Here is a 25,369-nt window from a genome sequence, read left to right on the forward strand (position 1 = left end):
AAACTTACTTGTTGCTCTTTTTTCAGCAACTTTACTATCATAACTCTTTCTCGTGAGTTAGTCAAGCGTTTTTTTGTTTTCTTTTTTTTACTTAGCGCCAACTTCAAACTCAGTTTGCAGCGACATCTATTAATATAACACGCACACATCAAATCGTCAACTCTTTTTTTAAAATGTTTTTAATAGAGTTTTAATATTTAACGGTAAAGCTATTCTACCATCTTCACATACATAGGTCAATAGTTTATTTTAATTCGGTATAGTGATTTCACCACTCCCTCTTTTTTCATATAACCCGCAGCAGAACACACCATTTCAAATAGAAGATTAATAGAAAAATAGATCCATTGGCTTTTGCCAACAGATCTATTTGGGATTTTTTTTAAAGGATAAATATAAAATACAAAACAAATATGACAAAAAATGCATACATAATCGGATGAATCTCTTTTCCACGACCCTTTATTAGCATTGTAATTGGATAGAAGATAAATCCGATACCAATCCCGGTGGCAATGGAATAAGTTAAAGGCATAAAAATAATCGTGAAAAACGCTGGAACAGCAATCTCAAACTTTTTCCAATCTATTTTGCCAATGACTGACACCATCAATACTCCAACAATGATTAAAGCTGGCGCTGTAACTGGTGCTGTAATCACACCAAGGACAGGAAAGAAAAACAAGGACAATAGAAATAACACTGCGGTAACTACACTTGCAAAACCAGTACGTGCGCCCGCCGCAACTCCTGCAGTTGATTCGACATAAGATGTTGTTGTCGATGTTCCAAGGATCGCACCAAATACAGTTGCTGTTGAATCTGCCAACAATGCTTTTCCTGTCCGTGGTAGTTTGTCTCCCTTCATTAAGCCTGCTTGTTGAGCAACTGCCACAAGTGTACCAGCAGTATCAAAGAAATCAACAAACAGGAAGGTTAAAATCACCACGAGCATTTGCAATGTAAATAATTCAGCTGGCGAATTGAAAATTGGATCTAAAGCAGCGCCGAATGTTGGTGCAATGCTAGGCACGGCCCCGACAATCTGTTTTGGAACTTCCACAACACCTGCAAACATTCCTATAACTGCAGTTATTAACATTCCATAGAAGATTCCACCCTTTATACCACGAGTCATTAATATAACTGTGATTACGATACCGACAACTGCAAGCAAGACATTCCCATCGGTCAGGTTACCTAAACCAACAAGTGTTGCTTCATTATCAACAATAATTTTCGCATTTTGCAAACCAACAAATGTAATGAATAACCCAATCCCAGCTCCCACTGCTATTTTTAATTCTGCAGGTATAGAGTTAATTATTTTCTCTCGTATACCCGATAATGTTAGAAGTATAAAAATCAATCCTGAACATAATACTCCTGCTAATGCATTCTGCCAGGGTATTCCCATACCTAAAATAACAGAGTAAGCAAAGAATGCGTTTAATCCCATTCCTGGTGCAAGAGCAATCGGATATTTTGCTAACAATCCCATTGTGAGTGTTCCGATCGCCGCAGCCAATGCTGTTGCAACAAAAACTGCATCATAATTCATTCTCAGTGAATCATCTAATCCTTCAACGGTTTGTAACGATAATGTAATTGGATTCAATACAAGTATATAAGCCATAGATAAAAACGTCGTTAACCCACCGATGATTTCTCGGCGGTAATTCGTTCCAAGCTCATCAAATTTAAAATAATTCTTCACTATGCTTCCTCCACCTAACTTCTATTTTAAAAATAAAAAAGCTCTGAGCGGCTATCGCTCAGAGCATGACAAAAAGGTAGAGAACCGAGAAGTAAAACAAGCTTTATGCCCGCTTCACTTTTCAACATTATTCCCATAACCTCGTAGTCAAGCTATTTACGGCAGCTCGGTAGAAACTTACGGGCCATATTCCCGTTATTATACGATATAAAGCTATTTATTTTTTAGGATATCTATTTACTCCCACTCAATAGTTGCTGGCGGCTTACTTGTAATATCGTAGACAACCCTATTGATATGTTGCACTTCATTAACTATTCGTACAGAAATCTTCTCTAGCACATCCCATGGGATTCTTGCCCAGTCTGAAGTCATCCCATCGACTGATGTAACGGCACGAATACCAATTGTATGATCATATGTCCGTGCATCGCCCATCACACCAACACTTCGAATGTCAGGTAGCACTGTGAAATACTGCCAGATTTCTCGTTCTAATCCAGCTTTTCTAATTTCATCACGTAAAATGAAATCTGATTCACGAACGATTTCTAGTTTTTCTTCAGTTATTTCTCCTAAGATCCGAATTCCAAGCCCTGGACCTGGAAACGGTTGACGCCAAACAATTTCGTCTGGGATACCTAATTCAGTTCCAACAGCACGTACTTCATCTTTAAATAATGCATTAAGTGGCTCAATTAAAGAGAATTGCATATCTTCAGGAAGTCCACCAACATTATGATGTGATTTAATCGTCTGTGCAGTGGCTGTCCCACTTTCAATAATATCTGTGTACAGCGTTCCTTGTGCTAGGAATTCAATGCCTTCAAGTTTTGTTGCTTCATCATCAAACACATAAATAAATTCATTTCCTATAATTTTACGTTTTTTCTCAGGATCTGAAACACCTTTAAGCTTATTAAGGAAGCGATCTTGTGCATCTACTTTAATGACATTCATATGGAAGCCTTCAGTGAATGTCTTCATCACACTTTCAGCCTCACCTTTGCGTAGTAGGCCATGATCAACGAAAATACATGTTAACTGATCTCCAATTGCTTTATGAATTAATACAGCTACTACTGAAGAGTCGACCCCACCGCTTAATGCACATAAAACTTTCTTATCTCCTACCTCTTGGCGGATCTTTTCCATCTCAATTTCAATAAAATTCTCCATTGACCAATCGCCTTTGCTTTCGCATATTTCAAACACAAAGTTTTTCAACATTTCATTTCCATGAACGGAATGTTGAACCTCAGGATGAAACTGCACAGCATACAAATGTTTGTCTGGATTACTGATAGCTGCAATCGGGCAAGAAGGGCTTGTCGCATTTACAACAAAACCCGCTGGCGCCGTTTGTACTAAATCGCCATGGCTCATCCAAACAACTTGTTCGCTCGGTAGTTCTGTAAATAAAGCCGAATCTTCAACAACCTGAATCAACGCTTTTCCGTACTCACGGTTACTAGCTCTCTCGACTTTACCGCCAAAATGAGTAGTCATCAATTGCATTCCATAACAAATACCGAGTACAGGGATTCCTAATTCAAATAAACGCTCATCACATCGAAATGTATTTTCATCATACACACTGTTTGGTCCACCTGATAAAATAATCCCTTTTGGATTAATTTCTTTAATTTCTTCAACTGTAATAGTATGTGGATGCAATTCGCTGTAAACACCAAATTCACGTATTCTTCTCGTAATTAATTGATTGTATTGACTTCCAAAATCAAGCACAATAATCATTTCTTGATTTTGTAATTCTATTTTTCCTGGCATACTAGACCCTCCATTACTATATTAAATATAAAAAAAACCGGAAAGCTCCCTCTCATTGCTAAGAAGGCAGGATTCCAGCATACATCGGACAAAAAGTCGTCATTATATGCGCAAAAACATCACATATCGACGCAACAACTTTTTATCGTTTTGGAAAAACTGCCTTCATAGCCGAGCCTTTTATGGTGGCTACGTAGAGACTTCCGCACCTTATTTGCGGAATTATATGAAGGGTCGCCAGCTTCCACTTTTCACTGGCACCGTATCATCTTTAATTAATTTTTATTTTATACCTGTTTCATACCATGGTCAACCTGTTCTCTTTCTAATTAAATTTTCCCATAATTCCAAGACATATTCTGTTATAAACAAATAATGACCTTGGCAAATTGCCAAAGTCATCATTTATTACGTATTTTAACTCTAACTAAATATTATTTCCCTCCGGTTAGAGCAACTCCTTCTATTATATGCTTCTGAGCAAATATATAAATGATGAGTACAGGAATAACAGATATTGTCGAACCTGCCATCATAAGTGCCCAGTCTGTTACGTACAAGCCTTTAAAATAGTTTAACAGTAAAGGTACAGTGAATAGATCAGGAGTACTTAAATAAATCAATGGTTCCAAGAAGTTATTCCACGTTCCCATAAATATGAAAATACCTACTGCAGCCATAGCTGGTCTAATTAATGGCAAAATGACATTCCAATAAATACGCAATGGATTTGCTCCATCAATTATTGCTGCTTCTTCTAGTTCCTTCGGTATTCCCATTACAAATTGCCTTAATAAGAAAACAGCAAACGCGTTAAATAAAGCGCCAGGAACAATTAATGGTAAATGAGTATCTAACCAACCGATTTTCTCCATAATCATAAAGGTTGGAATCATTGTTACCTGCTTCGGGATCATCATCGTCGCTAAAAAGAATATGAATAGAAAATTCGAACCCGGAAAGCGTATTTTCGCAAAAGCATACGCCGCCATAGAAGCGGTTATCAATTGAATCCCTACTACTAGCACCGTAATATAGAAACTATTCCAATAAGCTTTACCGAAAGGCATAGCCTGTAAGGATGCGGGATAGTTTGACCAAACGAAAGGATTTGGAATAAATTCAGGAGGCACCAAAAATATTTGAGAAATATCTTTTAAGGAACTACTGATGGACCACAAAAATGGGAAAATCATAATAAGTGAACCAATAATAATGAAAAAGTGGATAAGTAAACCAGAGAATTTCATTTTTTTCCGGACCTTAGCTGTTGAAACTACTGGGCTGTTGTCTTTATTTAGAATATTACTCTTCATAATGAACCCACCTTTTTGACACTCTAAATTGAATTAAAGTGAAGATCAAAATGATGACAAATAATATCATCGCTGCTGCCGAACTCTCACCCATTCTAAAGTTTATAAACGCATTTTCGTATACATGGTAAACAATCGTGTAACTTGATTTTGCTGGACCACCATTCGTCATAACAAATGCTTGGTCAAATACTTGAAAGGAACTAATGATAGACATAATTGTTACGAAAAACGTTGTAGGAGATAATAATGGCAATGTGATATGCATAAACTTTTGAAAGCCTGTTGCACCATCAATTTCAGCAGCTTCATAATAACTATTTGAAATCCCCTGTAAACCTGCAAGGAAGATAACCATATTATAACCAAGCTGCCACCATATGCTTAGCATAGCAATGGAAATCATTACCCACTTAGTATCGGTTAACCATTGCGGTCCCGCGATTCCTATATAACTAAGTGCTTGATTTAATATCCCAAAATCCCCATTTAAGATCCACATCCAAATAACACCTACGGATACAGAACTTGTGATAACAGGCATAAAGAAAAATATGCGATATAACTCTTTTCCTTTTATTTTATTTAATGCTATGGCTAATACTAAAGAAATGGTTATTCCGATAGGAATATAAAGTACGGTGTAATATGCTGTATTTCCTAAGGCTTTCCAAAAAACTGGATTAGAAAATTGACCAATAAAGTTACTTAAACCAACAAATGTTTTTTCGCCAAATCCGTCCCATTTCATAAAGCTTAAAACAAAAGCAAAGCCAAGTGGAATCAAAGCAAAAGCGAGTAATCCTACTAATTGAGGAGCTAAAAATATATAACCCCAAACCGTATTATTTTTTTTCATGGACTCACCCTTTCAAACTATTGAAAGAAAGGAATGGTTCTCCTTTCTTTCAATTTGATAATCTACTATTATTGCTGTCTATAATCTTCAATCATGTCCTTCGCTTTTTTGGATACAGCTTCAATTGTTTTTGGAGCATCTTGCTTTCCAAGATACATAAGGTCCATAATGTCACTTATTTCTTTATCTAAACCTGGAATAACGGATTGTTTGTCATCTACAAACCCAGATTCACGAGCATCAATCAGATAGCTAGCATGTTCTGGTATTTCTGCATCTGTAATAATTTCATCAATACCACTTACTGAAGGAACAGCATTACCATTGCCTGTTAAACGTGCTTCCTGCCCTACTGTCGAAGTATAAAACGATAGAAATTTCTTTGCTTCTTCTAAATTTTTAGAATCTACGCTAGTGGCAATATAAGCTGTCGCGATCGCACCTGGCTCTGTTTTTTCACCTGTATTAGTTGGCCATGGAATATAGTCAAACTCCAATGATTTATTTTCACTAAACATTGGTGTTAACCAACGACCAGCAGCAACAAATCCAACTTGGTTCGACATAAACATAGCATCGGCACCTTGCCCTTTCGGTAAAGACCCAGCGTAAGTAACATTTTTATCTTTTACTAATTTTGCAAGGTATTCAAATGTTTCTTTAGCTTTTTCATTTTCTTCTAAAATTATATTTCCTTCTTCATCATACATTTCGCCACCATTAGACCAAATCCACGAGAATAAATGTCCACTGTTGTTTTCAGCAACAAAACCTCTTTTTCCTGCAGCATTTAGCTTCCCTGTCATTTCCGCAAATGTATCCCAATTCCACTGACCTTCATCAAAATATTCTTGCGGTGTTTTTTCAACCCCAGCTTCTTTAAGTAGTTTTTTATTGTAATACATTAGGAATGGATTATTATCCACCGCTACTCCGTATATTTCGTCATCTTTCTTTGCAGCTCCCCATAATCCTTCCGCAAACTCATCTGGCTTTACATAGCTATCAGGACCTTCGAGGAATTCCGATAGTTCAGCAAGTTTCCCAGTAGAAATTAACTTAGAAATATACTCTGAGCCCGCATAGAAAACATCTGACGCTTGTCCTCCTGATAATTGAGTCATAAGTTTCTGTTCATAATTATCACCGGGAACCGGTAATAATTTCACTTCCACATTCGGGTTTTCTTTTTGATATTCATCAATTGCTTTTTGATATACTTTAATTTCTGCAGGGTTCCCCCATGCAGACATTGTTAGCTTTACTTTCCCACCAGATTTTCCATCTGAACCTTTACTAGCACCTGAACTACATCCCGAAATAATGAGCAACAATACTAGTAACATTGGTATAACTTTGATGAGCGACCATTTCTTTTTCATTTAGAAATCCTCCTCTATTTTTAACTTGAGTCTCGCACGACTAATTTTAAGGGTAGCTCATAAATCAGTCGTTTTTTCATTTTCTCTTTGTTTGTTAATAGTTCCAGCATCACTTTAATTGTCATATCGCCAATTTCTTCAATGGGTTGCCGAATCGTAGTCAATTGTGGCTCTACCACTCTTGCAATTGGTTGATCATCGAATCCAATTACAGCCATATCTTCTGGAACGCTAAGACCTAGTTTTTTAGCTTCGGAGATAATACCTGCTGCAACTTCATCACTTCCCGTAAAGAGAGCTGTTGGTTTGTCTTCCATTGTCATTATTTCATTCATTACTCTTCTACCATCTTCAATATCGAAAGTTTTCTCGAATAACCAACTTTTTTTTATGGGTAACCTTTGCTCTGTCATCGCTGATTGATAGCCTTCCCAACGGTCTTTAGAAAGACTTCTATCATCTCCACCCCAACAATATCCTATTTTCGTATGTCCCCTTTGAATTAAATGTCGCGTGCCAATGTATCCACCTTCTACATTATTCAAACGAATAGATGGAACATTTACTCCCGTAACATACTCGTTGCAAAATAAAATCGGTCCATCCAACGGGATCGCATTAATCTTCTCCCATGCGTTTTCGATAGTCGTCATAATAATTCCATCCACTTGCTTTTTCTTCAATAATTCCAAAAACTCAATTTCACGTTTTTTATCGTATAATGTATTGCAAATTAAGATTTGAAATCCTTTTCTAGAAGCTTGCCTTTCCAAACTTTCAACTAGATAAGCAAAATACGGATTAGTCAGCTTAGGCACTAAAACGGCAATAATATTTGTTTTTTGTTTTCTTAGAAACTGTGCATGGGAATTAGGAATATACCCTAAGTGATCCATCGCCTCTTCAACAAGCCTTTTCTTTTCCTCCGTGACATATGGATGATTATTAATTACTCGAGATACAGTTGCCCTAGATAGTCCAGCCAATTTGGCTACATCAGAGATAGTCGGCATGTCCCTCCCTCATTTCATTTTCTATGAACTATACATGATATCGATTTCAGAAATCGCTTACATTTAGAATGTTAAAATACTTCATCGGACTTTTCAATAGGTATAAATACCTGTTATTTTTATAAAATTCATAAACTTGAAATATTGCCTTCTTCCACATATTGTGATAATTTTATTACAACATATCCTTTCAAGAAAGAGAGTAGGGTGAAAAAACATTGAATATATTTAGTCTTGATAGTGGCTTCTATCGTTTCTTGGAAAAGTTTACTAACTTCATATTATTAAACTTATTATGGATTATTATGTGTATACCAATTATCACTATTTTCCCGGCCACAACAGCGATGTTTGGCGTCGTTAGACAATGGGTCCAAAAAAAGGATAATGGTGTTTTCCGGAACTTTTTTGTTTTCTTCAAAGAAAATTTTTTACAAAGCTTTATTGTAGGGCTTGTTTGGCTACTATTAGCTTTTTCCCTTTACTATAATATCAACGTGAGCTTGCATATGTCTGGAGTATTAAAGATTGTTATGGTCTCTACCTTTATGTTTTTTAGTATATTTTTTATTATGACAAGCATTTTTCTGTTTCCTGTTATGGTTCATTATAAATTGCGTTGGACATTATTAATAAAAAATTCCTTCTTAATATCTATAAGCCAACTTTGGGTGACAGTTCTCTGTGGAATAATACTAGTATTGGCTGCATTTTTAAGTGTTTTCATTCCTATTACTTCTATTATTGTTTGGAGTATTGCAGTCTACTTTCTTTACTTATTATGCGAAAGATCATTTAGAAAAATTGAGAATATAACTCAGGCACAAGCATGATTTTCTCTACTAACTTTCAGTTTATAAAAAAAGCTGTCCTAGTATTTATCTAGGACAGCTTTTTCGTTGTTTTTCTTAGTAGACTTTCCCATATGTCTTGAAGATGCTCCCAATCTTCATCTGCTGGATCGCCACGATAAATCATTCGCTCGTAATATTCAGTAAGCCTTGTCATATCGTTTGTATCAAAATGCTTATCAATTTCAAGTGCATATTCACGAAGTGTTTGTCCCGGCTCGCGTTTGATACCAAAACGGTTCAGTTGTCTTAATAAATCATTATAAGCATGGACGAATATATCCTCGTTGTTTTTCTTTTTATACAATTTAATTAAAACATATGGAATCCACCTACTTTTGTTCCACACCATCCAAACACAGCCAACAATGATGACTATTAGAAGAACCACAAATATAAACCAATTTTCTGCTGAGAAAGCTTTTAGCTTAGGCCATATGGAGATAGAGTTTCGATATTTCTTTGGTTCATCCTTTTTTGTTTCTTTCTGCTCTTTTATTTTAGGAGCTTCTACTTTATTTTCCTCTTTTTTAGGCTGAACAGGTTCAACCTCTGTCTTTTCCTCGTCTTGTTCATACGAAGCAAAATTATCAAAACCTTTTGTCGGCTCAAAAGGAACCCAACCCTCAGTTGGAAAATACACTTCTACCCATGAGTGGGCCTCATTGTTTGTCACTTGGTAAATGCTATTCTCTTGAGCCGCGTTTCCAATATAATTTCCCGCTGTGTATCCCTTCACCCACCTAGCTGGAATATCGACTGCTCGGAGCAATGTAACCATGGATGTAGAATAATTATCACAATATCCACGAAATGTTTCAAAAAGAAATTGATCTACATAATCCTGATCTTCCTCGGGAATGGCAACATTCTTTTGATCATATATAAAATCGCCTGATTGAAAATAATTTTCAATTGCTATCGCTTGATCATACCAATTATCATGCTCAGCTGTTATCTCATCAGCCAGTTCCCTTACTCTGTCCGGCAATGATTCAGGTAACTGCGTGAAATACTTAAACAGATCATCATATTGTTGCTCATTTGGAACCATTGTGGTTTTGCGCATTTCTTTCATACTAAAAGCCGTGTTTTTATATTGCACGATATATTCTTCTAATTGGACAGGTTGATCATCATCAGAGTAAGAAGTAATTTTATCCAAACTGCCATTATACTGAAAGTAACCTTGTTCATTTCCTTTTACAGATAAGAATGCATAGGGTCTTACAATATGTGGATAGGCTAACTTCACATCAACAATCGCTTCTTTTATCGGCTCATCTTTCCTCGAAGCGATCTCAACGGGAAAAACTTCGCCTGATTCCATTCTAAATCCTGAATCTGGCTCAATCGTAGATATCCAACCTTTCCCTGTATAATAATCCTTTATCTCCACTTTCCAATATTGTTTTGATGGAGTTTCAACCTCAAAAACTACTCGGTCATTTCCTTCAAAAGGTCCACCCAATTGAGAATCATCTGGCCCGTATCCAATTGTAGAAATAGAAGATTGGGACTGGACATTTTCGGCAGTTGATTGAATAAACGGAACAGGATCCGGCCATATCGGATCAGCTTTAGGTAATAGATAGCCAAGGCATACACTTACAGTAATCATGATTACTAATGGAAATGCCCATTTGATAATTATATATGGACGATTCTCAAATTGCTCCTTGCCCAATAACCTTTGGAAAAACAACAATCCTAGCAAGGCAAACCCAATAGCTACAATTCTAACCATTGCCCAATCTCCAACATATCCAGTAAATGTATCAAGCACAGCAATATATATAATTGTCATCACATAAAAAATAAAAATACTCTTCCTAATCATAAGCCAATAGCGAAGTAGATATGTCATCAACCATAATAAAATAAAAAGCAATAAACTTCTCGATAAATCAGACAGGTCATACCAATCTCCTACTAATAAACTTTTCATACCATCCATCAGATCGGAAATTAAAATTTGCATCCACGAGTGATCCCTTAGAAGTCCTCCCCCAAAAATACGATAAAGAAAATATAATATTATCCCAAATTTAATGGGGATTCTTAACCACCATGGAAATTGGAAAAAGTATAATATAAGTGAAATGGCGATAAATAAATTAAAATAACGAAGTTCTCCAGTTTGCGTAATAATAGGAACAGGCAGCATCCACTCCAAGAGTAAAAAAAATCCGAATAAATATAATATAAAAGTATATATAATTCGACTTTTTTTCATGCTAGTCTCACCTCCGAAAAAGCTGTTCGAAAATCAGACTCGTAAATCGTTGCTATGTTAATGCCACTATTGAAAGCAAGTATTCTTAGCTCCTCTTCTTCCCGCGAAAGAATTTCTCCATCTTTTTTAATCAAATAGATGGCTCCTTTACGTCTTATTGAGGAACCAATATTTTCGATTAGCTCTCTCTTTAAACTAGAGGTCACTACTAGTAAATTAGCAGATTGCTGATAAAGAGTTACCTCTTCCAAAAGTAGCTTTGTAAAGTGAATATCTCTAATAACGTCCACACTAGCCAAATAATGTAGTAGTTTATGTAACTGTTGCTCTCCTCCATTAATTGGAATAAACATCATTTTTTCTCCTGCAGAAAATAAGCCAACTTGGCCACCTTGTTTTAAATTACTTCTTACAGTAGATGCAACAAATTTCACAAGCAACTCAAAATTATTAGATTGAGTTCTATCAAGGACAATAAGTAAATCATTCGATTGTCTAATCTCAAATTCTTTAGACATCATATCATTCGTTCTAGCTGTTGCTTTCCAGTCAATCCAAGCAAATCGGTCACCTGGCTGATATTGCCTGACACCAGCAACAAGAGAGGTGTTTTTTTGAAATTGCATCGCAGAGACAGTTCCACCTTGCTCAAATTGACTTTCCAATGGTTTGTAAACCATTTCTACCATTTCTGGATATACAAGTATCGTATCCTGACAATCCAAATAGCTTTCCTTCTCAACAAGTCCAAGTGCATCAGCTGTTTTTAAGCGAATCGCCTCAAATGTATACTCTCCTCTTTGTACTTGTTCTATATGATAAGTTAATTTATATTTGCGCCTAAACCCGAGAAATATAATTTGTTTACTCTTTTGAGTATTAAACTCCTTAGGAGTGATATCCTCTATAATTAAAAATAACAATGGAAATGGCATTTTTCTTTTTAGCTCAAGCTTTACAATAAGTTGATCACCTGCACTAATCCTTTGGGGGCTAATCACTCTTGTTACCTTAAATTCCCGCAACGGATAGATAAATATAAGAGCGGCATAAACCGCAAATGGAAGAAAACAATAAAACAAAAACCAACTTACAAACCCGCCTTGAAACATAGCATATGCATAGGTAAGCATAAGTAAGATAAGTAATAATAATGTACTAAACAATGATTTAAGCATCCTGAATCGACGTCTTTTCCGCCATTTATGCAACATGTTTATTTAACAGCCCTTTTAATTGGAACACGAGTTTCGGATATAATATTCTCGATCACCGTTTCAGCAATAATACCTTGATACCTCGCTTCTGATTTCAATATAATGCGGTGTGAAAAAACAAAAGGTGCTAAATATTGAATATCATCTGGTATTACATAATCTCTCCCAGAACAGAAAGCAAAAGCTTGTGAAGCTTTCATTAATGCAATGGATGCTCTTGGACTGGCCCCCAAATATATATGTCGATGGTTTCTTGTTTTACTAGCCAACTCAACAATATATTGTTTTATATTTTCTTCTACAAATATTTCCTTCACTTGCTGTTGCATATCCCTTAATTCATCAAGTGTAATAACAGGTTGAAGTTCTTCGATCGGAGATATCCTTTGCGAGCTTGTTAATACTTCTATTTCATCATTTATAGAAGGATATCCCATTTTCATTTTTATTAAGAAGCGATCTAGCTGTGCTTCCGGTAATGGGTATGTTCCTTCGTATTCAATCGGATTTTGAGTCGCCATGACAAAAAATGGCTTGTCTAATTTTAAAGTGACACCATCAACAGTTACGCTTTTTTCCTCCATCCCTTCTAGCAAAGCTGACTGGGTTTTAGGAGATGTCCGATTAATTTCATCAGCGAGAATAATATTGCCTACAATTGGTCCCGGACGGAAAGTGAATTCCATTTCTTTTGGGTTATATATAGATACACCTAATACATCTGAGGGCAATAAGTCTGGGGTAAATTGTATTCGTTTAAATGATGCATTAACAGACTTCGCTAAAGCACGGACCATCATGGTTTTTCCAACACCCGGTACATCCTCAAGCAATACATGACCCTCTGCCAAAAGTGCCACTAGGCTCAACTTGGCCACATCATTCTTGCCAATCATTACCTTCTCAATATTTTGTATAATTTTCTTTACTTGCTGTTGCAACATATCATTATTCATGTTTTGCACCTACCATCTATTTTTTCTTTTATATGTTTCACTTTGAGGAATTGTTAATGTCTAATGGTGATTATTACATCCTTCTCTTATTATACATGGAGAAAAAACTAGGCGGGGAAATATTCCTTGTGTTTTGAAACTTCTTGCAATTTAATTCATCATTCATAAGTATAGTTGGGAGAACATATGAAAAGGGATTTCTGTATTTGAGGCGTACAGGTGAATTTGCGTTAGGACGTACTGGGGATTATTCTATGCGGTGTAATGGACTTTGGTGGTTTCAGGATCTCAAAGTAGATAAAGAAGACATGTATGTCATCGACTACATCCTTTAAAGAGAAGTTGCTGATGTGGACCTGATATTTGCAAATATGTCGTCTATTGGAATCGCACTTATTAGCATAGGTTTATTTTTGGGAGTTATCGGTGTAATGAATATTAGTCGCAATAATAATCCAAAACTCGCAGGGATGATGTTTTTATTAGTCGGTTTTATTTCAGTCGATATAGCCTTCCTTCCTGGATTGCTATATTTAGCTGTATTATGTGTTTTGCTAGAAAAATCCACAAACACTTTCTATCAAGGGAGGAACTCACATTGATTAGCGGCAAGGGGTGTTGTCACAAGGGGCTATCACTCCTGGAGGCAAACTACGCCTTCTGTCAGTGATAGCCTTCTGCTTATCGCCCTTGATCGTCCACTTTTTACTTTTTCCTTCATTTCCAAAAATCATCAAACACGTTAACAGGTAAATGCCGCTTATGTTGTGATTTTCGATAAAGTGCTTCTATCGTATTTTTAGCTGTTTCATGCACTTGCTTTCCTTCTAAGTAATCATCTATCGATTCATAAGAGACTCCCAACGCTACTTCATCAGGAAGCATCGGTCGATCATCTTCTAAATCTGCAGTTGGAATTTTCATATACAGATGTTCAGGACAATCAAGTTCTTTCAACAATTGTCTTCCTTGTCTTTTATTTAGTCGGAAAATCGGTACCATATCAGAGGCACCATCTCCGTGTTTTGTGTAAAATCCTGTTAAGGCCTCTGCTGCTTGATCTGTTCCAAGAACAACACAATTATATGTTGCCGCGATACTATATTGAGCTTTCATACGTTCGCGAGCTTTTTCATTTCCTTTCGTAAAATCAGAAATCTCCACTCCAGCAGCTTTTAGCGCCGCAGCACTTGCATCAACTGCTTGTTTAATATTGATCTCATACGTTTTACTTGGTTGGATAAACGCCAGTGCGTCTTCTACATCACTTACGTCCGCCTGAGCCCCATATGGTAGTCTCACTGCAATAAAAGTATACTTATCTTGGTCCTGACTCTCATTCAATTCATCTACTGCAATTTGAGCTAATTTACCAACAAGCGTGGAATCCTGTCCCCCTGAAATTCCCAATACAAATCCATGAAAAAATCCATGTTTCTTCAAGTAATCTTTTAGAAAATCAACACTTCTGCGAATTTCAACTTTTGGATCTATAGACGGTTGAACTTTTAACTCTTCAATAATCTGACGTTGGAGTTCATCCAATGCAATTCCTCCTACTCATTCATTTTATTTTTCAACAGTTTTACTTTCTCTTTCACTGCCTCTATATTTGCCATTTTATTATCCCAACACTCTTGACTTAAATCGACTGGATATTCCTCTGGATTAAGTGATCTTTTATATTCCTCCCACAACAAACTAAGACCTTCTTTAGCATACGCTTGAATTTCGTGCAATGTTGGCAACTTATAGACAAGTTCACCATTTTCAAAAATTGGATGATGTAAGTTTCTTGCTTCAAAGTTAGTCACAAATTTACTAATGTATGTGTGGATAGGATGAAACATCTTCAATCGGGATTCATTCTCTGGAGTTTCCTCCCACAAGGCAATATAATCACCCTCTGATTTATCATTTAACCGATTTATGATTCGATAAACTTTTTTCCTACCAGGAGTAGTTACTTTTTCAGCATTTGCTGAAATCTTGATCGTATCTTCCATTTCACCATTTTCACCTTCAATGGAAACAAGTTTGTATACGGCACCCAAGGCAGGTTGATCGTATGCTGTAATCAACTTTGTCCCTACACCCCAAGCATCGATTTTTGCCCCTTGTGCTTTTAAATGTAAGATTGTGTATTCATCCAAATCACTTGACGCAAATATTTTTGTATCTACAAACCCAGCTGCATCAAGCAATTTCCGAGCCTCTTTTGATAAAAATGCCATATCTCCGCTATCTAGTCTTATGCCTTTGAATTGAATCTTTTCCCCAAACTCTTTAGCTACTTTAATAGCCGCTGGGACACCGGATCTTAATGTGTCATACGTGTCAACCAAAAATACACATTCCTGATGACTTTCCGCATATTTTTTAAATGCCGTATAATCGTCTTGATAAGCTTGAACCATCGCATGGGCATGTGTTCCAGCAACTGGCATGCCAAATAATTTTCCCGCACGCACATTACTTGTCGCATCAAATCCGCCTATAAATGTTGCTCTTGCCCCCCAAAGTGCTGCATCCATTTCCTGTGCCCTTCTTGTTCCAAATTCCAATGTTACTTCTTCACCAGCGACTTGTTTAATACGAGAAGCTTTTGTCGCTATTAATGTTTGATAGTTCACAATGTTAAGCAAGGCTGTTTCAATTAACTGGGCTTCTGCGAGCGGTGCTTCTACTTCTAGAATTGGCTCATTACTAAAAACACTTTCTCCCTCTTTCATCGAACGAATGGAACCAGTGAACCTTAGATTACGCAAATACTCAAGAAAATCTTCTTCATAATTAAGTTCGTTTTGTAGGTAAGCGATATCTGTTTCACTAAAACGGAAATCAGAAAGATACTCAATTATTTTTTCCAGACCAGCAAAAATGGCATATCCATTAGCAAATGGAAGCTTTCGAAAATAAAGGTCAAAGATAGCTTTTCTATTATGAATACCATCCTGCCAATACGATTTCGCCATATTGATTTGATACAAATCTGTATGTAGTGTTAAACTATCATCTTCATAACGCTTATTCATTTTCTACACTCCTTAGTTTCCGGTTCTTTTCACTTTTGCACCGAGTGTATTGGCAAAATGCCCTAGAGCCCACTCATGGCCATCTGCATTAAAGCTTGCCACCGCATCTGCGTGTACAACAATATCAAAGCCTTTATTATATGCGTCAACTGCAGTATGTAGAACGCATATATCCGTGCAAACACCACAAATATGGACTTCTTCAATCCCACGTTCACGCAGCCTGATCTCAAGATCCGTTCCCGCAAAAGCACTGTATCTAGTTTTATCCATATAATATATGTTTGGATTATCTTTATGTAAACTATACAACTCAGCAAGCTCCCCATATAGTTCACGGCCTGCTGTTCCTTCAATATTATGAGGGGGAAACAATTTCATTTCTGGATGTAATTCGTCAATGACTTTATGTTTATCAATCGCAAAAACGATGAAATCTCCCCCTTCTAAAAACGCCTTTGTCAAATGAACAATTGCACTTTCAATTTTCTGTCCAGGCTCTCCACAAGTCAACTTCCCGTCTTCCGCAACAAAATCATATGTATAATCAACATTTAATAGAGCTCTTTTTGACAATTTACTTACCTCCAGTTGATTTCATTGTTTCTATTAATGAATCTGCGTATGCATCAATATGAAGATCTGCTTCAATATCAGGGTTTTGAAATGCACATGTTTTCATCCCTACCGCTTTAGCTGGCATTAAATCCAAGGCGCGATCGCCAATTGCCCAGTCTAACTCATACTTATCATGCAAGTACTGATAAGCCTCGGTATCAGGTTTCCGTGGATAACCATCATCATCAGGACTGACAATTTCATCAAAATACTGAAACAAGCCCCATTTTTCCAATAGCTCTTTTGTGGAAGCTTTCGTACGATGTGTCACAATTACATTTACTTCTGCAATTGCTAAAATGTCTTTAATACCTTCAAATGGTGGGCTCCCTGCTTCGGCCTTGGCGTGATCCAATTCTTTAAATCTGTCGCGGAAATCCTCAGAAATTCCGTAATGGGAAAACGCCTCCTTTGATGTTCTTTTCAGCCAGCGAAGTGCTTCCACTCTGTCAACTGCTTTTCCATGGGCTTCTTCATGAACCTTGCAAAAGCTATCCAATATTGCTGGATATGTATCAAAAATTGTGCCATCTAAATCCCATAACAATCTCACTACTTCACCTCATTGTTTTTCTAAATCTTAACTTAAATATTATCATAATTTTTATATACTTCGTTATTTTTCTATATGTTTTAAACCTTCTCTTTTTGCCAAATTAGATAACTCATGCGTTTCAATAAAATGAATAACAGCTTCACTATTCGTTTTCGAATATTCTCTTAAGGACCAACCGATTGCTTTTTGGATAAAAAACTCTTTTTTATGGGCAATTTTCTCAATGATAGAAAACAACAGTTCTGCATCTGTTTTGTCCTTATATTTTAATTGAAAAAGAACCATTGATCGCTGTAGCCATATACTTTCAGAGTGTAGCCACTTATCACCTCGTTCAATAATTAAATGAGGATGTCTAAAAAACAAAGCCCCCACCAGATGACTAGCAATCGTATCAACAGTATCCCACCATGATTTTGTCATAATTAAGTATTCCAACAAATCGGCATGGTTTTCTCTAAGCATCTTTTTATTCCTTACAAGCGCATCCGCTGCGACATATTGAAATTCTCTTTCCGGCATTTCCCATAATTCTTTTATAATAAGCTCTGCATCCTCAGATTGGAAATTAAATTGTTTAATAAATTGCTTGGACAGTTCTCTTCTTTCAGGAGTTCTAATTCCTACAAAGGGGAAAAGCCCTTTCATATATTTTTCCATAGGTACAGCATTTTCTGGGTTACGACGTACAATAAAAGTTTTCTTAAGTAATACTAAGCAATCACGATTATCCATCTTTCCCTCCCATGACTTACAAGTATTCTTTAATCATACCAGTAGTCAGATAGAACTTGAAGGTTTGCGTGATTTCTGGATCCCTTGCCAACTTATTATCTAGAGAATAAATCTCTACTTCCTTATATTTGAAATAGAATCACACTTCATTCATGTTCCCTCTTTCTCTTCCTCGTAAAACATATTGAATCTTGACACTTAATACTATTCTTATTTTGGATTACGTAAATGAGCAAGGATATCTACCGCATTTTCTTCCTCTTCTAGTGGCAACTGCCCCTTTAACAGTATCGCTCTTGTTTCTTCCAGTTCTACTATTTGATTACTCGTTAACATTTTTCTCTGGTAAGGCTTGAATTTTAGATACAGGCTCCACATCTTTAGATGAACCAGCCCTTTTTTAGAAGATAGATAGTTAAAAACATTCATTCTTTCTATTTCCGTATTAATTTGCAATTCATTTTGTTTGAACTGGATTTGTGCTAACTTAAAACGATTATTTCTCATTTCTTTCTGATCTTCTTTTGTTACAAGTTCTGTTTTCTTCATTGTGTCCCACGCGGAAATCATAATTTTCACCAAATCAACCGTTTGATGATGATACTCTATAATTTTAGATACTGTAGTCTTTAAAATAAGAATATCCTCTCTTAAAATACTTAGATCGGCAGGCAACGTCACTTCTATTTCATTAAGTATCTTTTGAAACCTTACGTAATTATCTAAAAACGAAATATTCGCCCATTTACTGCCAATATTCAACAAGAATTCAATTGAATAATTATAGTCAGTAGCAAGTAAATTAATATGTTTTATTTCACTATACTTTGAAACACTTCCATCTTCCTTCATAATAAGTTGTTCCGCAGCTGGGGCAAAGGTGAAAAAATAATACATACCTCCCTCTATACTAAATTTGGCTGGAAAAACATCGGGTGTTTCATCTTTTTGATAGTATGGTTTTAAAGATTCTAAGATATGCTCTTGCAAATGCTGCATTCTAATCATTCCGAACCTCCTTTAAATAGCTTAATTCAATAGCAAAAAGACCGATTGACATACTTAGACTGAAATCGGTCTTTCAATGAGTTAGTTACTTTTCCTACTTTGCTGTATTTTTTTAATGACTTCTTCTCATGAACAGTAGTGCAACTCCGACTATAATAGGGAATCTTTCATCTTCAGCTAGCCACCCTATTATCGAACAGGTGTATAAATTCCGTAAAAGAATATCCTCAAAAACAAATAAAGGCTTCTCCATTTCTTTTCACTTTTCATCAAATTCACACCTTCCCGATACATCGCTTATGGGTAAGATGAAATAAGAATTGGCACAACTGTAAAGTATATCAAGGCGAATAAACCGCTAAATATAATACCCATTATAGAAAATTTACGTTTCTTCTCTCTTTTTACGAGACTAGCGATGCCCAAACCAATACTTGTCAAACTAAAAACTACATTTCCAACGACAACAAGGATGAGGAATATCATGAGTAACACTTGTGCAACTGCTGATGGAAGGATCGAAGTATTAATAATAACTACGCTCGTTATTACTAATAAAAAAAGCAGTGACCAGACGAGTATGGATAGATAAAAGGAGACTAGATTCAATCTTTTATACCATTTCCCCTTATCACCATCATCCACTATAGAAGTGTCTGAGATATGATGTTTATGATATGTAAAAGTGCCTTGCATTCCTTTGAATAAAAAATACCCTAATATTAAAGTGACCGGGGCTGAAGCTCCTGATTTAATAGTAGTAAGTAAAATTAATTGATTAAGAGTAAACCAGGCAAATAAAAGAACAGCACAAGCACGACTCTTTTTATGTACACCATAAGCTAAAGAAAGAAAAATAATTACATCAATTAATGACCACCAATTTAATGGCAACTCTATTACCGTTGCTGATAATATAATGCCTATAAATGTTAACCCTGCTAAAACACATGCGATCACTACCATACTTTTAATTGATTGCTCAGCTTTTTCCAAGTTCATCTCTTTCCACTCCTTTCCGTAGCATTTTGTAAAAGTTAGATGAAATTATTCTTCCTTTTCTCTTTTGAATTTTTTCAAAAGAGAAGGCTTTTTAGTAACCATCCACTTCTTCCCAACAAATTGTTCTGCTTCCAATCTTATATAATCGTCCGGAATTTGTTGCAACTTTTTTATATATCCTTTAGGGGTAAAAAGAACCATATCATGTGTGCTATAAACAATTTGTTGATATTCTATTTCATCACCGATCTTTTTAATCATTCTTTTAGCTTTTTCTTTTTGATCCGGGTCCAAATACTTATTTGCTAGGTCATCTTGTAACAAGGTTCTAACCATTCGCAGTCGATGCTGATTTTGCATTAATAAAATACCTTTTTGTCTTGCATTTTTTTTGAATTGGGACGTTGCAGTAAGTAAAGCATCAAGTACGTCTTTATTCATCTTAGTTTCATCTTGTATATCAGCTTCACATTTTCTTATTTGCTTAGCATATTCATGCATTTTCGTTTCTAGTCCCTCAACCATTTCTAGATAAACGAGCATCTCATCCATATCTTTAAACAATTTATGACGTTTTCCATGATCTTGAATATAACCTTCATCAACCGATTCCTTTATATCGAGAAGATTATCTCTAAGCTCGACATTATCTTTCTCACTAATTAGTAATGAGTATTCTATATCCTTATTACTAATCATCAGTTTATAAAAAGTTACGTACACTTTTATGCAATATAATGCAATTGTCTCATCATCAACTACTTTTCCTTCTTCGTTTAAAATATGAAACTTATGAAAATGTTCAGCAGCAACTTTACCAGAACTACCACTATATATCCCTAATAGTCGATACACCCCTTGCCCAATAAATATGTCGGGACTAATAAACGCTAGCTCCCATGCCCCCACATAAGGTTCTGCCATTGTGCTATTTTTCCCTTCAGCTAAGCTCATCAGAGGAGGTGGCTTTACTGTATAACTCATGAGCATCAAATCCCTTCTTAATTACTAAGATCAACCCTGCTGTTTTTCCATCTAAAAAGCTCCACATTGTATTCACCCAAAAACCCCGTATTCATAGATGAAGTCTTCGAATGATATCTTAAAAACCTTCAATACTTCTTGCAATCTACAAGAATTGAAAGATTGGTGCTGGAATATATCGATTTGCCTAATAAGTGATATTTCAATTGCACAAACACCGGGTTGGCTACTTCTCTTTCGCTTCCCAACTATATTTTCTATCCTGCTTCTTTAGTAAAACAAGAAAGGACCGATACGTTAGTTTCTAATAATATCGGTCCCATAATATATTCACTTCTACCATTTTGTTATTTATAGACGAGTAAGTACAAGGTAACCAATTATGACCAAAATAATAGCAAGTGTAATTCCTATTGTTTTTACATTCACGATCTCTACTCTTTTGCGAACTTCAGAGAAAACCATAATAAATACTCCCAGCATACAATAAAGAATAATAGAAAACTTAATTAATCTACTTTCCATTATCATACCTAATTGATTTCTTTCACCGAAGTAGGCTAATGTTAACCCTCCAATGATAATCGTAATTGTAAAAAATAGACCTAAATAGCCCCATATTCGATCACTCAAAGAAACACTCCCTTAGGTCCCCGTATAACATGTACACTAAACTTTCCTATAACAGTTCTATGTCTCTATCTCTTTTTTGTGATATATCATAATCGAGTAAGTGCGAAAAAACCAAATACTACAAGAATAATCACAATAGTAACGATTATAGTTTTAACACTTTCAACTTCCACCCTTTTACGTATCTCAGAGTATACAATAAAGAAAACACCTACTAAAAGGTAAAGTATAATGGAATATTTGATCAACGGGTTATCCATTACTATACCTAATTGATTTCTTTCTCCAAAATAGGCTGATGTTAAAACCCCAATAGCAATTGTAAGTGCAAAAAACCACCATATTATATTCCACATCTGATCACTCAATAAAAACACTCCTCATTCATGGATTAGGCGAATGATATTTTAAGGGATATATATTCTAAAAACCTTCCACATCCAATTCTTATAACCTGTAGTAAATTCAAACTTAAAGTTATTTATAAAGTCTCCCCATGAATGGTAATAATCTTTTAAATTGTTGTCTGGATGCGCATCTGGGTTGTTCCAATAAATAATATCTTTATATAAGCCCGACAAGAATTTACTCGGAAATTTCTCTGCGAAATCGATTATTTTAAACTTATCCATCGTTTCCGAAATATTTAAACCCGCTGTCCATCGGCTTAATGGAATTAGGGTTCCAAAGACCAAAGCAGTTATTCCTACATCTATCCAATTAATTCCGTCACCAGCTACCCATTGTTTAAGTAATTCTAAGCCTGTTCCAACAGCTCCACCATAGGATATCCAACCAAGTCGACTCCACCCCGTAACTCCGCGTACTCTAGTCCATAATCCTGCACCGAGAACGGCTCCGAAAAAGCCAAAGGCGGCATTTAACAAGATTGCCTTCATATCCCATTCTCCGGTCATAAATCCCATTACACCATCAAATGCTAATGAAACTAAGGAACCGCTCATCCCAGTCTTCAGTAGGCCCATCCATCCATTATTTGCTGCTAGCAAGCCCCTGAACCCAGTTGCGATCATACGGAACGCTGGGACAAGTCCATGTGTCCATGTGAATTGTAAAAACAAACGTATACCTTGAAATACTGGGACCAGCCCTTTGCTCCATGTAAATTGCAAAAACAAACGTATACCTTGAAATGCTGGGACCAAGACTTTGTTCCATGTGAATTGCCAACCTAACCGTAAGCCTAGTAACAACTTTCCTCCTAAAAATCTTATCCCGTTCCACGTAGAAGAAAGGAATACTGCCATTGCTCCTGTTTCAATTGCAAAAGCTAATAATCCACCTGCTAATGCCGAGCCAAATATCCATGCTGCAGCATGTAATGGATTAAAGGAATCTGTTCCACCGTGTATGGCAAAATAAATACCGCCTGCGATAATCGCTGCAATCGCGGCAACGATGCCAACGATAACTGTAACGACACCGGCTACTACCAACAACGCGATTACAACCACAGCTGCTACGACAATCCCAATTGTGATAATTAAGTCTTGAGCCCAGTCAGGCATCGATTCCCAGATGTCTCCTATCATACCTCCAACATCAGATAAAAAATCCACGAATCCATCCCAAGCATCTACTGCGCCATCCCATAATTCTTTTAAACCATCCAATGCGATTTCGCCTATTTGACCCCAATCCCAGTCAAGGGGATTTAAGTTTATACCATTGCTACTGCCACCTTGCTGCTCTGTAGGCGTCAAACCATTATTATCATATTCAATGTCTCCAACTGTACTCGCCGCCGTACTTGCACCTGGATTAAACAGTAAGAAAACAAGCAGCATTACAGTCTTAATCATATGGCTTGTTGTTCGATAATAGCTACTGTCAGCCATGCTGAATCCTCCTCGATACTAGGGTATCAATCTTTTATCTATCTATTTCTTCATGCATTCTTCATTCCATTTAGCTTGTTTTCATTGCTATCTGAGTTAAGTGAAGCGGGAGTTTGATTGATATACTTGCTGCTAGAAGCATGTAATCTTTAACTGTGAATAAGCATAGTTAATACGTCGAAAATACCTATCTATTCACGATTTAACTTGTGCTTTAACTCTAATTGTCTTGCTTGTATTTTTCATTAATTTCTTTTTCCATTTCTCGGTAGCTTTCTTGTGCTAATTTTAATAGATCATTATAAACTTGATTTTCACTATTATTTGCTAGATCATAACGTGCATTTCGTTGCTTTTTTAGCAACTCTCTTTGTTCCGTTGATATTTGATCATTTTTATATAAAAAGAAAATCGCTTCATCTAAATTTCGAATTTCTAGCGAGCTTTTTTCAGCCCATTCGTTTTTAAACTCCAAGATAGAACTTTCTCTATTTAGAACTGTATTAATATTTTCTGTTTCTGCACCCAGCTTCCAGTCCATCCATTTACTTGCCATTTCCTGTGATCGATTAAATTCGTCTTGTAATTGATCCATATTCCTAACCGTCGAATATGTTCCATTAGCGGCCTCAGCAACCTGCTTTAATTGACTTTGTCCTTCACTATCTACATTAAAACCAATGACATTGACTAAAGGAGTAATTGCTGATTCCGCTAATTTTTTCGCAGCTTCTACAGGATCACCATCACAAGTCTCTACACCATCACTAACTAAGAAAATAATATTCGTATTATTTTCTCCTTTTAATTCGGCAAAATCTTCTTGTGCTTTTATTAGAGATTCCGCAACAGGTGTCCAGCCACTTGGTTCAAATTTATTTAATGCATCGTTTAATTTCGTTTCATCATACGGCTGCATATCATACATTAATTCATTGCTGGCACATGAAAGATTCTTATCTTTCTCATCACCTGTTCCTTCATGCCCGTAAACACGCAAAGCAACATTCGCTTCACTAGGTAAATTGGCTGCAAATGTTTGAATGGACTCCTTCGCCAACTCCATCATCGATTTCCCATCCATTTCAGCTGCCATACTTCCACTCGCATCTAATATTATTTCCACATTATAATTCTCTTTAAATGCAAGCCGCGGATCTCCTAATTCTGGATTACCGAAATCATCTTTTTTCCAGTCTTCTATTAATCTTTCCGGATTCGGATAATCTTCAGCAAATAAGGATAGTAACTTTGCCCAATACTTCTCAATCTCTACTTCATTAGCTTCTTCTTTTAATGCCGGTAATTTTTTTAGTTCTTCCTCAATCGCTTCTTGATTATCATCATAAAATACTTCTGAGAAAGCACCGGAAGGATAAGCAAGAAATGATTGTGTATCCTCTGGTGGAAGTGGGGCTTCAAGCAGTGAGTCTATATTTTCTTTTCCATTTTTCCCTTGATCGGAATTAGCAGCTTTCTCTTCCTTTTTTAGTTCATCTTTTGATGGGCCAGTATCCTGTTTGGAGGAACATGCAACCAATGTTAGACAAATAATTAAGAATATAATAGATACGAGACCATATTTTCGTTGCTTACTCAAT

At 36.2% G+C, this 25,369-nt stretch carries 23 protein-coding genes and 2 riboswitches; of the genes, 2 read left to right on the forward strand and 21 right to left on the reverse strand.

What is annotated here, in order from left to right; genetic code table 11:
• Positions 1-382 precede the first annotated feature (382 nt).
• The 6 genes from BLE01S_RS16510 to BLE01S_RS16535 all read right to left on the reverse strand — a co-directional run bounded on the left by BLE01S_RS16510 (position 383) and on the right by BLE01S_RS16535 (position 8,078).
• The gene (locus tag BLE01S_RS16510; RefSeq protein WP_066144917.1) at positions 383-1,717 is read right to left on the reverse strand and encodes an NCS2 family permease; all 1,335 of its coding nucleotides are present in this window, start codon (positions 1,715-1,717) and stop codon (positions 383-385) included.
• Between the two features lie 124 nt (positions 1,718-1,841).
• A riboswitch (purine riboswitch) is annotated at positions 1,842-1,943 on the reverse strand.
• An 11-nt stretch (positions 1,944-1,954) separates the two neighbouring features.
• Entirely contained in the window at positions 1,955-3,508 is a 1,554-nt protein-coding gene (gene guaA, locus BLE01S_RS16515) for a glutamine-hydrolyzing GMP synthase (protein ID WP_066144921.1), read from the reverse strand.
• 148 nt (positions 3,509-3,656) lie between these two features.
• Positions 3,657-3,758, reverse strand: a riboswitch (purine riboswitch).
• A 184-nt stretch (positions 3,759-3,942) separates the two neighbouring features.
• Complete coding sequence (locus BLE01S_RS16520) at positions 3,943-4,758, reverse strand: carbohydrate ABC transporter permease (RefSeq protein WP_066145133.1); 816 nt, start codon at positions 4,756-4,758, stop codon at positions 3,943-3,945.
• A gap of 55 nt (positions 4,759-4,813) precedes the next feature.
• Entirely contained in the window at positions 4,814-5,683 is an 870-nt protein-coding gene (locus BLE01S_RS16525; RefSeq protein WP_066144923.1) for a carbohydrate ABC transporter permease, read from the reverse strand.
• Between the two features lie 68 nt (positions 5,684-5,751).
• Entirely contained in the window at positions 5,752-7,065 is a 1,314-nt protein-coding gene (locus BLE01S_RS16530) for an ABC transporter substrate-binding protein (protein WP_066144925.1), read from the reverse strand.
• Between the two features lie 20 nt (positions 7,066-7,085).
• The gene (locus BLE01S_RS16535) at positions 7,086-8,078 is read right to left on the reverse strand and encodes a LacI family DNA-binding transcriptional regulator (RefSeq protein WP_066144927.1); all 993 of its coding nucleotides are present in this window, start codon (positions 8,076-8,078) and stop codon (positions 7,086-7,088) included.
• Between the two features lie 218 nt (positions 8,079-8,296).
• On the opposite strand from BLE01S_RS16535, the gene BLE01S_RS16540 reads away from it, so the two are divergent.
• A complete protein-coding gene (locus BLE01S_RS16540; RefSeq protein WP_066144930.1) occupies positions 8,297-8,911 on the forward strand; it encodes a YesL family protein in 615 nt (204 codons plus the stop codon).
• Positions 8,912-8,960: 49 nt separating this feature from the next.
• On the opposite strand, the gene BLE01S_RS16545 is transcribed toward BLE01S_RS16540, so the two are convergent.
• Genes BLE01S_RS16545 through BLE01S_RS16555 form a run of 3 tightly spaced genes read right to left on the reverse strand, consistent with a single transcriptional unit; the run spans position 8,961 to position 13,338 of the window.
• A complete protein-coding gene (locus tag BLE01S_RS16545; protein WP_066144931.1) occupies positions 8,961-11,165 on the reverse strand; it encodes a transglutaminase TgpA family protein in 2,205 nt (734 codons plus the stop codon).
• Positions 11,162-12,331: a DUF58 domain-containing protein gene (locus BLE01S_RS16550; RefSeq protein ID WP_066144933.1), complete on the reverse strand. Its 1,170-nt coding sequence runs from the start codon at positions 12,329-12,331 to the stop codon at positions 11,162-11,164. The genes BLE01S_RS16545 and BLE01S_RS16550 overlap by 4 nt, the downstream gene beginning before the upstream one ends.
• A gap of 50 nt (positions 12,332-12,381) precedes the next feature.
• On the reverse strand, positions 12,382-13,338 hold the full coding sequence (locus tag BLE01S_RS16555; RefSeq protein ID WP_066144935.1) for an AAA family ATPase: 957 nt from the start codon (positions 13,336-13,338) through the stop codon (positions 12,382-12,384).
• Positions 13,339-13,688: 350 nt separating this feature from the next.
• Between BLE01S_RS16555 and BLE01S_RS16560 the strand changes: the two genes are divergently transcribed.
• Positions 13,689-13,940: a hypothetical protein gene (locus tag BLE01S_RS16560; RefSeq protein ID WP_066144937.1), complete on the forward strand. Its 252-nt coding sequence runs from the start codon at positions 13,689-13,691 to the stop codon at positions 13,938-13,940.
• A gap of 115 nt (positions 13,941-14,055) precedes the next feature.
• Here the strand turns inward: BLE01S_RS16560 and nadE are convergent, their stop codons facing one another.
• From nadE to BLE01S_RS16620, 12 genes are all read right to left on the reverse strand, one after another.
• Positions 14,056-14,883, reverse strand: a complete 828-nt coding sequence (gene nadE, locus BLE01S_RS16565) for an NAD(+) synthase (RefSeq protein WP_066144939.1) — start codon at positions 14,881-14,883, stop codon at positions 14,056-14,058.
• Positions 14,884-14,894: 11 nt separating this feature from the next.
• Entirely contained in the window at positions 14,895-16,373 is a 1,479-nt protein-coding gene (locus BLE01S_RS16570; protein ID WP_066144941.1) for a nicotinate phosphoribosyltransferase, read from the reverse strand.
• Positions 16,374-16,385: 12 nt separating this feature from the next.
• Entirely contained in the window at positions 16,386-16,949 is a 564-nt protein-coding gene (locus BLE01S_RS16575; protein WP_066144943.1) for a cysteine hydrolase family protein, read from the reverse strand.
• A 1-nt stretch (position 16,950) separates the two neighbouring features.
• A complete protein-coding gene (locus tag BLE01S_RS16580; RefSeq protein ID WP_066144945.1) occupies positions 16,951-17,544 on the reverse strand; it encodes an HAD hydrolase-like protein in 594 nt (197 codons plus the stop codon).
• 63 nt (positions 17,545-17,607) lie between these two features.
• Positions 17,608-18,282, reverse strand: a complete 675-nt coding sequence (locus BLE01S_RS16585; protein ID WP_066144947.1) for a DNA alkylation repair protein — start codon at positions 18,280-18,282, stop codon at positions 17,608-17,610.
• Between the two features lie 210 nt (positions 18,283-18,492).
• The gene (locus tag BLE01S_RS16590) at positions 18,493-19,290 is read right to left on the reverse strand and encodes a hypothetical protein (RefSeq protein ID WP_066144949.1); all 798 of its coding nucleotides are present in this window, start codon (positions 19,288-19,290) and stop codon (positions 18,493-18,495) included.
• A 297-nt stretch (positions 19,291-19,587) separates the two neighbouring features.
• Complete coding sequence (locus tag BLE01S_RS16595; RefSeq protein WP_066144950.1) at positions 19,588-20,292, reverse strand: hypothetical protein; 705 nt, start codon at positions 20,290-20,292, stop codon at positions 19,588-19,590.
• 45 nt (positions 20,293-20,337) lie between these two features.
• Positions 20,338-21,276: a hypothetical protein gene (locus tag BLE01S_RS16600; RefSeq protein WP_145981919.1), complete on the reverse strand. Its 939-nt coding sequence runs from the start codon at positions 21,274-21,276 to the stop codon at positions 20,338-20,340.
• Between the two features lie 351 nt (positions 21,277-21,627).
• Positions 21,628-21,909, reverse strand: a complete 282-nt coding sequence (locus BLE01S_RS16605; RefSeq protein ID WP_066144954.1) for a hypothetical protein — start codon at positions 21,907-21,909, stop codon at positions 21,628-21,630.
• Between the two features lie 86 nt (positions 21,910-21,995).
• Entirely contained in the window at positions 21,996-22,277 is a 282-nt protein-coding gene (locus BLE01S_RS16610; protein ID WP_066144956.1) for a hypothetical protein, read from the reverse strand.
• A 39-nt stretch (positions 22,278-22,316) separates the two neighbouring features.
• Positions 22,317-23,768, reverse strand: a complete 1,452-nt coding sequence (locus BLE01S_RS16615) for a hypothetical protein (RefSeq protein ID WP_066144958.1) — start codon at positions 23,766-23,768, stop codon at positions 22,317-22,319.
• Positions 23,769-23,988: 220 nt separating this feature from the next.
• Entirely contained in the window at positions 23,989-25,368 is a 1,380-nt protein-coding gene (locus tag BLE01S_RS16620) for a vWA domain-containing protein (RefSeq protein ID WP_169800039.1), read from the reverse strand.
• Position 25,369 lies beyond the last annotated feature (1 nt).

The sequence above is a fragment of the Lederbergia lenta NBRC 16444 genome (assembly GCF_001591545.1).
In the GTDB taxonomy this organism is placed as follows: domain Bacteria; phylum Bacillota; class Bacilli; order Bacillales; family Bacillaceae_C; genus Lederbergia; species Lederbergia lenta.

What these genes read in the sequence shown, in the direction of transcription:
- BLE01S_RS16525 (WP_066144923.1), bottom strand. Translation starts at nt 5,683, where the DNA reads ATGAAAAAAAATAATACGGTTTGGGGTTATATATTTTTAGCTCCTCAA.
- BLE01S_RS16545 (WP_066144931.1), bottom strand. Translation starts at nt 11,165, where the DNA reads ATGAAAAAAAGTCGAATTATATATACTTTTATATTATATTTATTCGGA.
- BLE01S_RS16520 (WP_066145133.1), bottom strand. Translation starts at nt 4,758, where the DNA reads ATGAAATTCTCTGGTTTACTTATCCACTTTTTCATTATTATTGGTTCA.
- BLE01S_RS16615 (WP_066144958.1), bottom strand. Translation starts at nt 23,768, where the DNA reads ATGGCTGACAGTAGCTATTATCGAACAACAAGCCATATGATTAAGACT.
- BLE01S_RS16585 (WP_066144947.1), bottom strand. Translation starts at nt 18,282, where the DNA reads ATGGATAATCGTGATTGCTTAGTATTACTTAAGAAAACTTTTATTGTA.
- BLE01S_RS16570 (WP_066144941.1), bottom strand. Translation starts at nt 16,373, where the DNA reads ATGAATAAGCGTTATGAAGATGATAGTTTAACACTACATACAGATTTG.
- BLE01S_RS16555 (WP_066144935.1), bottom strand. Translation starts at nt 13,338, where the DNA reads ATGAATAATGATATGTTGCAACAGCAAGTAAAGAAAATTATACAAAAT.
- guaA (WP_066144921.1), bottom strand. Translation starts at nt 3,508, where the DNA reads ATGCCAGGAAAAATAGAATTACAAAATCAAGAAATGATTATTGTGCTT.
- BLE01S_RS16530 (WP_066144925.1), bottom strand. Translation starts at nt 7,065, where the DNA reads ATGAAAAAGAAATGGTCGCTCATCAAAGTTATACCAATGTTACTAGTA.
- BLE01S_RS16595 (WP_066144950.1), bottom strand. Translation starts at nt 20,292, where the DNA reads ATGAACTTGGAAAAAGCTGAGCAATCAATTAAAAGTATGGTAGTGATC.
- BLE01S_RS16600 (WP_145981919.1), bottom strand. Translation starts at nt 21,276, where the DNA reads ATGAGTTATACAGTAAAGCCACCTCCTCTGATGAGCTTAGCTGAAGGG.
- BLE01S_RS16590 (WP_066144949.1), bottom strand. Translation starts at nt 19,290, where the DNA reads ATGATTAGAATGCAGCATTTGCAAGAGCATATCTTAGAATCTTTAAAA.
- BLE01S_RS16535 (WP_066144927.1), bottom strand. Translation starts at nt 8,078, where the DNA reads ATGCCGACTATCTCTGATGTAGCCAAATTGGCTGGACTATCTAGGGCA.